At 61.4% G+C, this 14782-nt stretch carries 6 protein-coding genes; 3 read left to right on the plus strand and 3 right to left on the minus strand.

The annotated features are described in order from the left end of the window. Positions 1-153: 153 nt before the first annotated feature. The gene (locus QO005_RS18635; protein WP_307159569.1) at positions 154-888 is read right to left on the minus strand and encodes a LuxR family transcriptional regulator; all 735 of its coding nucleotides are present in this window, start codon (positions 886-888) and stop codon (positions 154-156) included. Between the two features lie 259 nt (positions 889-1147). Between QO005_RS18635 and QO005_RS18640 the strand changes: the two genes are divergently transcribed. Continuing rightward, positions 1148-2899, plus strand: coding sequence for a glucan ABC transporter ATP-binding protein/ permease (locus tag QO005_RS18640; protein ID WP_307159570.1), 1752 nt, complete (start codon positions 1148-1150; stop codon positions 2897-2899). A gap of 261 nt (positions 2900-3160) precedes the next feature. On the opposite strand, the gene QO005_RS18645 is transcribed toward QO005_RS18640, so the two are convergent. Beyond that, positions 3161-4324 carry a M20 aminoacylase family protein gene (locus QO005_RS18645; RefSeq protein ID WP_307159571.1) on the minus strand — a complete coding sequence of 388 codons (1164 nt, stop codon included), beginning with the start codon at positions 4322-4324 and terminating at the stop codon, positions 3161-3163. 128 nt (positions 4325-4452) lie between these two features. On the opposite strand from QO005_RS18645, the gene QO005_RS18650 reads away from it, so the two are divergent. Then, complete coding sequence (locus QO005_RS18650; protein WP_307159572.1) at positions 4453-4764, plus strand: hypothetical protein; 312 nt, start codon at positions 4453-4455, stop codon at positions 4762-4764. 69 nt (positions 4765-4833) lie between these two features. Beyond that, complete coding sequence (locus tag QO005_RS18655) at positions 4834-13335, plus strand: glycoside hydrolase family 94 protein (RefSeq protein ID WP_307159573.1); 8502 nt, start codon at positions 4834-4836, stop codon at positions 13333-13335. A 65-nt stretch (positions 13336-13400) separates the two neighbouring features. Here QO005_RS18655 and QO005_RS18660 read toward each other — a convergent pair whose 3' ends face one another. After that, positions 13401-14780: an MFS transporter gene (locus QO005_RS18660; RefSeq protein ID WP_307159574.1), complete on the minus strand. Its 1380-nt coding sequence runs from the start codon at positions 14778-14780 to the stop codon at positions 13401-13403. Positions 14781-14782 lie beyond the last annotated feature (2 nt).

A 14782-nucleotide genomic window follows, 5' to 3' on the forward strand; every position in this document is an offset into this window, starting at 1 on the left:
TCATGCAACGTGCTTTACGTTCTTGTTTTAACGCATGTCGTTATCGCAAAACCGCTGCACACTTTTGCGCGACAAGCTTCAGGTTTCCCTGTGGCGGGGGCAGCCACCAGAAAACCGGGCAAGGCCATCTTGCAGTGGCAGGATCATCGCGTGTTAGTTGATCAGCCCCAGGCGGATCGCCAGCGCCACCATGTGCTGGCGGTTCTTGGCGTTCAGCTTGTCCTGCAACTCGTTCACATACCAGTCGACCGTATGATTGGAGATGTCCAGCATGCGGCTCATCTCGTTCGAGGTCATGCCGTCACCGAGATAGTTCAGGATCTCAAGCTCGCGGCGTGTCAGACGGGCATCCGCCTTGGGAAGCGTGGGCAGGGAGGCACCGGAAAGACCGACCATCGCCCAGAAGACGCATTTGGCAACACTGTCGAACAGCATGATCTCCAGCGGCGACAATTCCAGAGGCCGTCCACCGATACTCATATTGCCGAGCAGGCCGCCGCGTCCGTGGATGGGAAAGACATAACCGTCTTCCAGCCCGACGCGCTGGGCCTCAACCATCATGCGCTGCATGCGCTTGAAATGCGGATCTTCCTTGAAGGCCATCAGCGCATCGCTCCAGCGGAAAGGCAATTGCGCCTGCGCGAGATAGCGGATCGTCGGATCGATCAGCACGAACTTCTTCGCCACATAGACCTGCGGCCATTTTTCCGGCCAGCGCCCGGCCAGAACCAGCGACAGCGGATTCTGATCCGGCTTCGGCGTGCGCACAAGGCCATAGAAATCGACATTATAGGCGCTCAGCAGCTTTTCGAACTCCTGAACAAGCTCTTCCTGCGTTCGGCAGCCCTGCGAAACGATCATGAATTGCAATAAATGATTAACGCTCACATTTCCCCCAATCGAAATCGGCTAATGAGCCAAAAACTGCAAAAAATTAACGGGTCCCGTGCATCCACCTGGCATCGTTAATCTTATGCGTGCGTTAATGCTCCCATCCAAGATTTCGCACCCTATGTCACGGATAAAGAATGACCCTACGGAAAATTACGAGGGAAAACCCTCGCCGTATAGGCAGCGTTCAGGTTCGTCCCATTAAAATAGTGGGCAAATCGGTAAAATCACCGAAAAACATGGAGAGCTACAAAAAGTGTCCCTCTTCCAAATTTATTGGCGAGCCTTGCAATATCTTGGCGCCTATCGCCTGAAGGTCAGCATCGTCGTTGCCGCCAACATCATCCTGGCGGTGATCACGATTGCCGAGCCCATCCTGTTCGGCTGGATCATCGACGCCATTTCGGCCGGCAAGCCGGTGACCGACATTCTGCTCATGTGGGGCGGCTTCGGTATTTTCAACACCATCGCCTTCGTGCTGGTGGCGCGAGAGGCCGACAGGCTTGCCCATGGCCGCCGCGCCAGCCTGCTGACGGAAGCCTTCGGGCGCATCATTTCCATGCCGCTCAGCTGGCATCACCAGCGGGGCACGTCGAACGCCCTGCATACCCTGCTGCGCGCCAGCGAGACCCTGTTCGGGCTCTGGCTGGAATTCATGCGCACGCATCTGGCCACCGCCGTGGCGCTCGGCCTTCTCATCCCCACCGCCTTTTCGATGGACGTGCGGCTGACCCTGGTGCTCCTCGTGCTCGGCCTGATCTATGTCGTCATCGGCAAGACCGTGATGAACAAGACGAAGGATGGCCAGGCTTCGGTGGAAACCCACTACCACACCGTCTTTTCGCATGTCAGTGATTCGATCAGCAATGTTTCCGTCGTTCATAGCTACAACCGTATCGATGCGGAAACCAAAGCCCTGAAAAAATTCACCGGTGAATTGCTGGATGCACAATATCCCGTTCTCGACTGGTGGGCTATCGCAAGCGGGTTGAATCGTATTGCCTCCACTGCATCCATGCTGATCATTCTGGTCATCGGCACGCTGCTGGTGCAGCAGGGTGAATTGCGCGTCGGCGACGTGATCGCCTTCATCGGCTTCGCCAACCTGCTGATCGCCCGTCTCGACCAGATGCGGCAGTTTTCCACGCAGATCTTCGAGGCCCGCGCCAAGCTTGAGGATTTCTACACGCTGGAAGATTCGGTTCAGGAGCGCGAAGAACCCAAGGGTGCACGCGATCTCGGCCAGGTGCGCGGCGATGTCGAATTCCGTCACGTCTCCTTCGATTTCGCCAATACCACCCAGGGCGTGAAGGACGTGAACTTCACGGTCAAGGCCGGACAGACCATCGCCATTGTCGGCCCGACGGGCGCTGGCAAGACGACGCTGGTCAACCTGCTCCAGCGGGTGCACGAGCCGCAGGCCGGCCAGATCCTGGTCGATGGCGTCGATGTAACGACCGTGACCCGGCAATCGCTGCGCAACTCGATTGCCACCGTCTTCCAGGATGCCGGGCTGCTGAACCGCTCGATTGCCGACAATATCCGCCTGGGCCGGGAAAACGCCTCGGATGACGATGTGGCGGAAGCCGCCGCCGCCGCTGCCGCGACCGACTTCATCGAAAGCCGTCTCAACGGTTTTGAAACCCAGGTGGGCGAGCGCGGCAACCGGCTTTCCGGCGGCGAGCGTCAGCGAATCGCCATTGCCCGCGCCATCCTCAAGGATGCGCCGATCCTGGTGCTGGACGAAGCGACCAGTGCTCTGGACGTGGAAACGGAAGCGCGGGTGAAAAATGCCATCGACCGGCTGCGCCGCGATCGCACCACCTTCATTATCGCCCACCGGCTGTCGACGGTGCGGGAGGCGGATATGGTGCTGTTCCTCGACCATGGCCGCATCATCGAAATGGGCAGCTATGACGAGTTGAGCGCCAAGGGTGGCCGTTTTGCAGCCCTCCTGCAGACGAGCGGCCTGCTCAAGGAAGATGAGAAGATCGCCATCCGCGCCTGATCCCGCGGTGAAACCATCTCGGTATTTCACGGAAATACTGAAACGCTTTCATTCTTTGTTTTTACGCATTTCCGGACGGAAAACCGGTTTCCACTTTTCTAGGGACAACGCTTTAGGGGCGAGGGGGTCCGTTGCCATTGGCGGCGGGCCCTCTTTTACTGCATGATTCCTTAAATCGGAATCGATTTAAGGCGAAAATCATGCAGCAGATTTAAAGCATTACAGCGCCGTGCGTTTTATCAAACGCACGGCGCTGTAATGTCACGCCTTCTTCAGGAAATCTTCCGCCAGTTCCACCCAGAAGCTGACGCCGAGGGGGATGATCTCGTCGTTGAAATCATAGCGCGGATGATGGAGCGGCGGATCGTTCTCGGTCTTTGCCGTTCCAAGCAGGAAAAAGGTGCCGGGGCGCTCCTGCAGCATGAAGGAGAAATCCTCGCTGCCCATGATCGGACGCTCCATATCGCGCACCTTGTCCTCCCCGGCAAAGCGGCGTGCCAGGTTGCGCACATAATCGGTCTCGGCCTTGTGATTGATCGTCGGCGCATAGCCGCGCTCGTAATCGATCTCGACACTGAGCCCATAGCTTGCCGCCTGCCCTTCCACGACGGCGCGGATACGCCTTTCCAGCTCGTCACGCACCTCCGGCGTCAGCGCCCGCACGGTCACGGCCATTTCCGCCTTTTCCGGAATGACATTGCTGGCAACGCCGGCGTTGAAAGCGCCGACGGTGATGACGGCGGATTCGAGCGGATGGATATTGCGGGCAACGATGCTTTGCAGGGCAAGAACGATGCTTGCTCCGGCCAGAATCGGATCGGCGGCAGCCTGCGGCTCGGCACCGTGACCGCCGCGCCCGATGACGGTGATCTTGCACTCATCGGCAGAGGCCATCATCGGCCCTTCGCGGAAGACGAAGTGGCCGAAGGGAATGGAGGGGTCGTTGTGCAGGCCGAAGACGGCATCGCAGGGGAAGCGTTCGAACAGCCCGTCCTTGATCATCAGGTGGGCGCCCGCGTAATTTTCCTCCGCAGGCTGGAAGATCAGGTGGATCGTCCCGTCGAAATTACGCCGCTCTGCCAGGATTTTTGCAGCACCCATCAGCATGGCGGTATGGCCGTCATGGCCACAGGCATGCATGAGGCCGGGATGCAGGCTCTGATAGTCGACGCCGGATTGCTCGTGGATCGGCAGGGCATCGAAATCGGCACGAAGCCCGATGGCGCGGCTGGAGTTTCCATTTCTGAGAGTTGCCACGAGACCGGTGGTGGCAAGGCCGCGGGTCACCTCATATCCCATCTCCACCAGCCTGGAGGCGACGAAATCGGATGTCTTGACCTCCGAAAGCCCAAGCTCCGGGTGCTGATGCAGATAGTGCCTGTAGGCAACGACGTCAGGCATGATGTTCGGCTGGTGGATGGACATGGAAAAAGCGATCCTTGGGAGGGAAAGGGGCGGCCGCAAAGGCAGACAAGTCTGGCATTTGTTCAGCTTGGGTTCAAGCTCGGCAGGGCAATGTGCCGCCCTTGAACTCCAAAGGACCCGCCTGCTCCATGGTGAATGAAGCCTTAACGGTTTTCTGCAACAAGGATGGCATGCACGCTACGATGACAGGTTTTCGCCGCTTGGCTACAGGATTGTCCTTCCCCCTGCACGGGCTTGATTCCGGCCCGCTTTGCCGGAGGCTGGCCGCAAAAGGGCTGATTCGCCTCGGCAAGCCGGATGGTCATCTTGAAAAGCCCTGCGGAAAGGCCAGTATTACTGATCGACCGTCGCAAGCCCTGCCAAACGCCCCGCCCATCATGCGGCGCGGTCAGACGATGACCCGCCAAAATTTTTCTGTTCGGAGCCGGAAAGCGACATGACCGAGTTTTGACACCACGTTTCGCTCCGACCCACTCCATTCACTCCCGCTGGTAACAGATACGAGAGCCATGTCTTCAACCATTACGCCCACTGCCGCGCCCAAAGACGCCGAGAGCAAGATCCTCGATTACAACGATTCGATCCGCGCTCCCTATCTCACAATCGATGAATTGCGGGACAAGGCAAGGACGCTGGCCACCGAACCGCTGAAGGAATTGCCGGGCTATTCCGCCTTCGATTTCATCGCCCGCCACAAGGAAAACGAACGCGAGATCCTTCGCGTTTACCGCACCGTGGCCGTGGATGTGGAAGCAGGCGCGACAATTACGCCCGCTGCCGAATGGCTGCTCGACAACCACTACATCATCGAGGAAGCGATCCAGGAAGTTCGCCGCGACTTCCCGCGCAAATTCTATAACCAGCTGCCGATGATCAGGTTCAACGGCGTGGAAATCCCGCGCGTGCTGGCGCTGGCCTGGACCTATGTGGCCCATACCCACAGCACCGTGACCCGGGAAACCCTGACGGCGCTGGCCGAGGGCTACCAGTCGGTGCAATCGCTGGAAATCGGCGAGTTGTGGGCCTTGCCTTCCATGGTGCGCTTCGTGCTGGTGGAAAATCTCCGCCGCATCTCCACCCGTGTCGAGCGGTCACGCCAGATGCGCCGCAAGGCCAACGAGGCGGCGGATGAGGTGATTCGCCTGAATGACGAGACCGCCTGCGCCAGCTACCTGAAGACGCTGGAGCCGGTCGCCTCCGACAATACCTTCGCCACGCAGTTCCTCTATCGCCTGCGCAATGGCTCGCAGACCTCCGCCATGGCGATCGAATGGCTGGAAAAGCATCTGGAAGCGGCTGGCCGCACGCCCGAAGAGGCGATGACCGCCGAGCATAACCGGCTGTCTTCCGGCAATGTCAGCATGGGCAGCATCATCAAGGGGCTGCGCACCATCGACGACACCGAATGGTCGGTGTGGGTCGAAGAAGTCAGCCATGTCGACAAGATCCTGCGCAATCACAGCGACTATGAGGCGCTGGATTTCGGCTCGCGCAACAGCTACCGCACCACCATCGAAAAGCTCGCCCGCCGCTCCGACAAGACGGAGCTGCAGATTGCCCAGGCCGCCATCGACCTGTCGCAGCAGGCGGCAGCAGCCTCCGGCGAAGGCGGGCTCGATGCGCCCTCCAATGTCGGCTCCTTCCTGGTGGGGGACCAGCGCGAAGTGCTGGAAAAGGCCATCGGCTACAATGTGCCTTTCCATGTGTCGTTCACCCGCGCCTTCAAGCGGCTGCACTGGCTGGCCATTGCCGCGCCGGTGCTGGCGCTGACGGCGCTGGCGCTGCTGATCATCGCAGGTTACCTCGGCAATGCCGGTCTTTCGGTGCCGGTCATCATTCTTCTGGTGCTGCTGTTTGCGCTTCCGGCCTCGGAAGGCGCCACGGGCCTGTTCAACACGCTTGTCACCTTCATCATGAAACCCGCCCGTCTGGTGGGCTACGAGTTCAAGGAAGGCATTCCAGAGGACGCGCGCACGCTGGTGGCGGTGCCCTGCCTGATTTCCAAGCGTGACCATGTGGACGAACTGGTCCGCAATCTCGAAGTCCATTATCTCACCAATCCGCGCGGCGAGGTCTATTTCTCGCTGCTCAGCGACTGGCCCGACAGCAAGGTCGAAGAGACCGAAGCCGATATCGAGGTGCTGGACTATGCCAAGCGCGAGATTGCCGCGCTGAACGCCCGCTACAATGACGACGGCAAGACGCGCTTCTACCTTCTGCACCGCCGCCGCCTCTACAATCCCCAGGAAGACTGCTGGATGGGCTGGGAGCGCAAGCGCGGCAAGCTGCATGAGCTGAACCTGCTCTTGCGCGGCGACAAGGACACCTCCTATCTGCCGGGCGCCAATATGGTGCCGGAGGGCGTGCAATATGTGATGACGCTGGATGCCGATACGCGCCTGATGCGCGATGCGGTGACCAAGCTGGTCGGCAAGCTCTACCATCCGATCAACCGTCCGGTGCATGATGAAAAGACGGGCCGCGTCATCAGCGGTTACGGCATTCTGCAGCCGCGTGTGACGCCGTCGCTGACCACGGGCAAGGATGCCTCTGTCTTCCAGCGCGTCTTCTCGATCAATCGCGGTCTCGATCCTTACGTCTTCACCGTCTCCGACGTCTATCAGGACATTACCGGCGAAGGCACCTTCACCGGCAAGGGCCTCTATCACGTCGATGCCTTCGAACGCGCCATCAAGGGCCGGATCGATGAAAACACCATTCTCAGCCACGACCTCCTCGAAGGCTCCTTCGCCCGCTGCGCGCTGGTGACGGATGTGGAACTGGTGGAGGATTTCCCCACCCGTTACGAGGTGGAAATCTCGCGCCAGCATCGCTGGGCACGGGGCGACTGGCAGCTCCTGCCCTATATCTTCGATCCGAGCCGGGGCATTACCGCCCTTGGCCGCTGGAAGATGGTCGATAACCTGCGCCGGTCGCTGACCCCTATCGCCTGGTTCGGCGCGTCCGTCATCGGCTGGTTCGTCATGGACCCGATGACCCTGCTGATCTGGCAATTGCTGCTGATCTTCAGCCTGTTCGTCGCGCCCACCATTTCGCTGATCAATGCGCTGGTGCCGCGCCAGACCGATATCGTGCCGGCAGCCCATTTCCAGTCGCTGTGGAACGATGCCAAGGGCGCCAATGCCCAGGTGGCGCTGCGGATCGTCTTCATTGCCGACATGGCCTGCATGATGGCCGATGCCATCATCCGCTCGGCCTACCGCCTGACCGTCAGCCGCAAATTCCTGCTGGAATGGCGCACCGCCGCCTCCATCCAGTCGGTGGCGCAGGGCAGCATCCTGACCTATTACAAGACCATGCGCTATGCGCCGGCCCTGGCGATTGTCGCCTTTGCGCTGGCCTTTTCGATTGCCGGCTACGGCGCGCTCATCGCCCTGCCCTTCACGCTGATGTGGGTGCTGTCGCCGGTGATCGCCTGGTATGTCAGCCAGTCGGCGGAAACCGAAGACCGCCTGTTCGTGCCGGAAGAAACCGTGCAGGAACTGCGTCTCATCGCCCGCCGCACATGGCGTTATTACGAGACCTTCGCCAATGCCGGGGAACATTTCCTGCCGCCGGACAATTTCCAGGAAACGCCGGAACCGGTCGTGGCGCGGCGCACCTCGCCCACCAATATCGGCGTCTATCTGCTGTCCATCGTCTCGGGCCGCCATTTCGGCTGGCTGAGCTTCGAACAGACGCTGGAAAAGCTGGAACAGACCATCGGCACCGTCGAGAAGATGGACAAGTTCCGGGGCCATATCTACAACTGGTACCACACCGACACGCTGAAGCCGCTCGGCAACCGCTATATCTCGGCGGTGGACAGCGGCAACCTCGCCGGTCACCTGATCGCCGTGTCATCTGCCTGCCGCCATTGGGCGGAAGCGCCCTCGGCGCATCTTCAGGGCAATCTGGACGGCATCGGCGATGTCGGCGCCATCCTGATGGAAACTCTGAAGGAACTGCCGGACGACCGCAAGATGGTACGGCCGTTGCGCCGCCGCCTGCATGAGCGCATCGTCGGCTTCAACAACGCTCTGGCTGCGGTCAAGCGCGAGCACGAATTCGCAACCATCCGCGTCATCAACCTGGCGGTTCTCGCCCGCGACGTGCTGAAGCTCGCGCAGAACCTGCATCACGAGGTGCGTTCCGACAAGACCACGGAAATCACCCGCTGGTCGGAATCGCTGGTGGCCGTCTGCGAAGCCCATATCGCCGATGCATCCTTCGACCTCTCCAATATCGAGCCGCTGCGCCAGCGTCTGGCGAGCCTGCGCGACCGCGCCCGCAATCTCGCCTTCTCGATGGATTTCGCCTTCCTGTTCCGCAAGGAGCGGCGTCTGCTGTCCATCGGCTACCGTGTTGAAACGATGGAGCTGGACGAGGCCTGCTACGACCTTCTGGCATCGGAAGCCCGCCTCACCTCGCTGTTTGCCATTGCCAAGGGCGACCTGCCCACCGAGCACTGGTACAAGCTGGGCCGTCAGGTGGTGCCGATCGGCTCCAAGGCCGCGCTCGTCTCCTGGTCGGGCTCGATGTTCGAATATCTCATGCCGCCACTGGTCATGCAGGAACGTCATGGCGGCATCCTGAACCAGACGAACAATCTGATCGTCAAGGAACAGATGAACCACGGCAAGCGGCTGAACATCCCCTGGGGGATCTCGGAAGCGGCCTTCAACGCTCGCGACCATGCGCTGGCCTATCAGTACACCAATTTCGGTGTGCCGACGCTGGGCCTGAAGCGCGGCCTCGGCCAGAACGCGGTCATCGCCCCTTACGCATCGATCCTCGCCAGCCAGTACGATCCGAAGGCGGCGGCGGAAAACCTGCGCAAGCTCAGGGCGCTCGGCGCGCTTGGCCAGTACGGTTTTCATGATGCGGTGGACTTCACCCCCACCCGCGTGCCGAAGGGCAAGCCCTGCGCGGTGGTCTACAACTACTATGCCCACCACCACGGCATGTCGATCGCGGCCATCGCCAACGTCACCTTCAACGGCCTGCTGCGGGAACTCTTCCATGCCGATCCGGTGATCGAAGCCGCCGAACTGCTGCTGCAGGAAAAGGCGCCGCGCGAAATTCCGGTGATGAGCGGCAAATACGAGCCGCAGACCCCCGGCAAGGGCCAGGCCGACCTGATGCGTCCGGAAGTGCGCACCATCACCGATCCGCTCTCCAAGGATCGCGAACTGGTGCTGCTCTCCAACGGCCATTACTCGGTGATGCTCACCGCCACGGGCTCCGGCTTTTCGCGCTGGAATGGCCTTGCCGTCTCGCGCTGGAAGGCGGACCCGACGGAAGACCGCGCCGGTACCTTCATCTTCCTGCGCGATACGGCGTCAGGCGAATGGTGGTCCACCACCGCCACGCCGCGCCGGGCCGCGGAGGAAAAGACCCGCGTCGTCTTCACCGACGACAAGGCCGAATTCTCCAAGACCGTGGGCGACATCACCTCCACCGTCGAATGCGTCGTCGGCACCGAGCATGATGCCGAAGGCCGCCGCGTGACGCTGCTGAACACTGGCACGGAAGACCGCTTCATCGAAGTGACCTCCTATATGGAACCGGTGCTCTCCAGCGACGACAACGACAATGCCCATCCGGCCTTCTCGCGCATGTTCGTGAAGACCGAGCTTGGCCGTCGCGGCGATGTGATCCGCGTCGAGCGCAACAAGCGGTCGCCGGGCGATCCGAATGTCTGCGTCGCCCATCTCGTGTCGGATGATTCCGGCTCGGGCCGCGCCACGGAATTCGAGACCGACCGCTACCGCTTCATCGGCCGTGGCCGCACGCTGGCCACTGCCGCCGCCTTCGATCCGGGGGCAACACTCTCCGGCACCGATGGCTTCACGCTGGACCCGATCGTGTCGCTGCGCCGCGTCGTGCGCGTTCCGGCGGGCAAGAAGGTCAGCCTCGTCTACTGGACGATTGCCGCACCGAGCCGTCAGGAAGTCGATGCCGCCATCGAGCAGTATCGCCACGCCGAGGCCTTCAACCAGGAAATGCTGCATGCCTGGACCAGAACCCAGGTGGAGATGCGCCATATCGGCATCACCTCGCAGCAGGCTGCCGCCTTCCAGCATCTGGGCCGCTATCTCGTCTATCCGGACATGCATCTGCGCGCCGATCCGGAAACCGTCCGCGCCGGTCTTGCCTCGCAATCGGCGCTGTGGCCCAACGCGATCTCGGGCGATTACCCGATGTTTGCGCTGCGCATCAACGACGAGATGGACACAGAAGTCGTCAAGGAGGCGCTGTCTGCCCAGGACTACCTGCAACGCCATGGCGTCGTGGCCGATCTCGTCATTCTCAACGAGCGGGCCGAATCCTACGCGCAGGACATGCAGCATGCGCTGGAACAGCTGGCCGAAGGGCTGAAGCACAAGCAGGCCGAAAACGGCATGCAGCATGTCTTCACCGTTCGCCGTGACCTGATGGACGATAGCGGCTGGAATGCCGTTCTCGCTGCCGCCCGCGTGGTGCTCCATGCCCGCAACGGCAAGATTTCCGATCAGGTCACGCGTGCTGCCGAACTCTTCGCCGCCCCGCGCGGCGCGGAAGCGACGGAAGCCGACTGGTATCCGCCGGTGCCGAGCGTTCAGGTCAATGACGATGCCCCCGTGATCACCATGGATGGCAGCGATCTCGATTTCTGGAACGGCTATGGCGGCTTTGCCGACGAAGGACGCGAATATGTCATTCGTCTGGCGCCCGGCCAGTCTACCCCGCATCCGTGGATCAACGTCATTTCCAATGACAATTTCGGCTTCCACGTTTCTGCGGAAGGTGCAGGCTTCACCTGGAGCAGCAACTCGCGTGACTACCAGCTGACGCCCTGGAGCAATGATGCCGTCACCAACCGCACCGGCGAGGCCTTCTATGTGGCCGATCTGGAGAGCGGCGAGGTGGTCAGCCCGATCCAGGCCGCAAGCAACCGCCGCGATGCCGGTTTCGAAACCCGCCATGGCCTGGGCTACTCGGTCTTCAAGACCGAAGCCGCCGATCTGGCCGTGGAACTGACCGTGACCGTCGATCAGGAAAAGCCGGTGCGCTTCACAAAGCTTGCCGTGCGCAACACCGGCTCTGCGCCGCGTCGCCTGCGCTCCTATGGCTATGTGGAATGGATTCTCGGCAACAACCCGCAAAAAACCACGCCCTTCGTGCTGACCTCGAAGGACGAGGACAGCGGCGCGTTGTTTGCGACGAACCCCTACAGCATCGATTATTCGGGCCGTATCGCCTTCTTCTCCGGCGTGGAGCAGGCCTCCGGCTTTGCCTCCAGCCGCCGGGAATTCATCGGTCGGCATGGCTCCATTCAGATGCCACAGGCGGTGGCACGCGGTGCGCGTCTCTCCGGTTCCATCGATCCGGAAGGCGATCCCTGCGCGGCTCTTGCCTTCGACATCGAGCTGCAGCCGGGCGAGGAAAAGACCATCACCCTGATCATGGGCGATGCAAAGACGGCGGAAGAGGCCCGTGGCCTCATCGCCGAAGCCAAGGCCAAGGGCTTTGCCGCCGCATTGGCTGAGGCCAAGGGCTTCTGGAGCGACTTCACCGGCCATATCAAGGTGAAGACCGGCGACAAGGCCTTCGACCACATGGTCAATCACTGGCTGCCCTACCAGACGCTCGCCTGCCGTATCAAGGCGCGTGCCGGCTTCTATCAGGCCTCGGGCGCTTACGGCTTCCGCGACCAGTTGCAGGACAGCCTTGCCTTCCTCACCACCCGCCCGGAACTGGCGCGCCGCCAGATCCTCAACGCCGCCTCCCGCCAGTTCAAGGAAGGCGACGTGCAGCATTGGTGGCTGCCGCATAATGGCGCGGGCATCCGCAGTACCATTTCGGATGACGTGGTGTGGCTGGGCTATGCCATCCATGCCTATGTCACCTCGACGGGTGAAAAGTCGCTGCTGGATGAGGAGGTAAGCTTCCTCGACGGCCCGACGCTGGCGCTTGGCCGCCACGATGCCTTCTTCAAGCCGGATATTTCGGACGAGAAGGCGCCGCTTTACGAACATGCCGCCCGGGCGCTGGACCTTGCCGTCAGCCGCACCGGCACCAACGGCCTGCCGCTGATCCTTGGCGGTGACTGGAATGACGGCATGAACCGCGTCGGCGTGGCCGGTCGGGGGGAAAGCGTCTGGCTGGGCTGGTTCCTCGCCAATGCGCTGACCCTCTTCCTGCCCTTTGCCGAGGAGCGCAAGGACGGCGAACGCGTCAAACGCTGGAAGAAGCATCTGGAAACGCTGAAGGCGGCGCTGGAAAAGGCGGGCTGGGATGGCGAACACTATCGCCGTGGCTATTTCGACGACGGCGACCCGCTGGGCTCCGACCAGTCCGACGAATGCCGCATCGACGCCATTGCCCAGTCCTGGTCGGTTCTCTCGGGCTTTGCCGAGCCGGATCGCCAGCAGAAGGCCATGGATGCGGTGGAAAAGCGCCTCATCGATGACGAGGCAGGCATTGTCCGTCTGTTCACGCCAGCCTTCGAAAAGAGCCGTCAGGATCCGGGCTATATCAAGTCCTATCCGCCGGGCGTGCGCGAGAATGGCGGCCAATATACCCATGCCGCCATCTGGACCGGTCTGGCGCTGGCCAAGCTCGGCCGCACCGACAAGGCGTGGAAGGTCTTCTCCATGCTGAACCCGGTTCACCATGCCGAGACCACCGAAGCTGCCGATGTCTACCGTGTCGAACCCTATGTGGTTGCCGCTGATATCTATGGCGGCCCCGGCTATCAGGGCCGTGGCGGCTGGAGCTGGTATACGGGCTCGGCAGGCTGGCTCTATCGCTTCGCGGTCGAAGGCTTCCTCGGCATTCATCGCGAGGGCGAAAACCTGGTGGTCAAGCCCGCCCTGCCCGCCGGCATGGAGGCCTATGAGGCGGAGGTGACCGTGAATGGCAAGGTGATCGCCCTCAAGGCCAGCCGTGCTGGCGATGGCTACAGCGTCACCGCCAATGGCGCGCCGGTAGACGGCGGTACGGAAGGCTTCCGTGTCAGTCTCTGAAGCATGTCCAGAAAAATCTGAATGGCATAAATGACAAAAAAGCCGGTCTCGCGACCGGCTTTTTTTTATGGTTTGTTTGCCGGATAGGGCGTTCGCAGCAAAAGCACCAGCCCGGTCACAAGAAAGACCAGCAGGCTTGCCATCCCGGCCCGGGCCGATCCCAGGCTGGCGGTGATGATGGAGAAGGACAGCGTCGCCATGAAACTGGTGGCCCGGCCCGAGAGCGCATAGATGCCGAAATAGCGGCCCGCCTCCTCGGGTTTGATGCTGCGCGCCAGATAGGATCGGGATGAAGCCTGCACCGGACCGAAGGCAAGGCCGATCAGCACGCCATAGAGGATATAGACCTTCTCCGCCGGAGTGCCGAACAGGCTGCCGGAACTTTCGGTGGAGAGCGGCAACAGGCCGAAGGCCGTGAAGGACAGGCCCGTGGACACAATGCCGACCGTGGCAATGATCAGCAGCACAAGGCTGATCACCACCATGGTCTTGGACCCCAGCGCTGCATCGAGGCGGCTGGCGACGAGGCAGCCGAAGATCGCCACCACGTTGAGAATGATTCCGTAAATGCCGATTTCCATCGTGGACCAGCCGAACAGGCCAGCCGCGAAGACACCGCCGAGGATCAGCAGGCCGTTGACGCCATCCTGATAGATCATCCGGGCGATCAGAAAGCGCAGAATGCCATGGCGCTGCCGTACCTCGCGCCAGGTGGCCACCAGATCGGCAAATCCCTCGCGCACGGCGCGGCGGAGCGGCTCACCCTTTTGCCGGTCCGGGGTGAAGAGAAACATCGGCAGAATGAAGAGAAGGTACCAGGCCGCGGAAATGGGTCCGGTGATGCGGGCATCCTCGCCCAGTTTCCCATCAAGGCCGAAGATCGGCGCGTTGCCGAGAATGGTCTTGCCCGTTTCCGGGCTGGCGGCGATGAACAGCACGACGGCAATCAGCACGATCATGCCGCCAAGATAGCCAAGCCCCCAGGCGGTGTTGGAAAGCCGCCCGACATCCTTCGGCGCCACCAGCGTCGGCATCATCGAATCGTTGAAAACAATCGAAAATTCCGCCGCAATCGAGGCCAGGCTGAAGAGGATCAACGGCGGCAGCATGGGTGAACCGGGCGCTGCCTGCCAGAGCAGCGAAAGCGAGACGATCTTGATTATGGCAAAGAAAGCGATCCACGGCTTTCGCGAACCGCTGCGATCGGCAATCGACCCCAGAACCGGCGACAGCAAGGCGATGACGACGGAAGCCGCCGTCGCCGCATTGCTCCAGGCCGCCTGCGCCCCCACCGGATCACTGGTGAAGCGGGAGGCGAAATAGGGCCCGAAGATGAAGGTGGTGACCACCGTGAAAAAGGGCTGGGCTGCCCAGTCGAACAGCATCCAGCCCCAGATGCCCGCCTTGCCGGCAGGCTTCACCCCCGTTTGAAAAGCTTGTGTCATGT

Origin of the sequence: Allorhizobium paknamense (genome assembly GCF_030815125.1) — a bacterium.
In the GTDB taxonomy this organism is placed as follows: Bacteria; Pseudomonadota; Alphaproteobacteria; order Rhizobiales; family Rhizobiaceae; genus Allorhizobium; species Allorhizobium paknamense.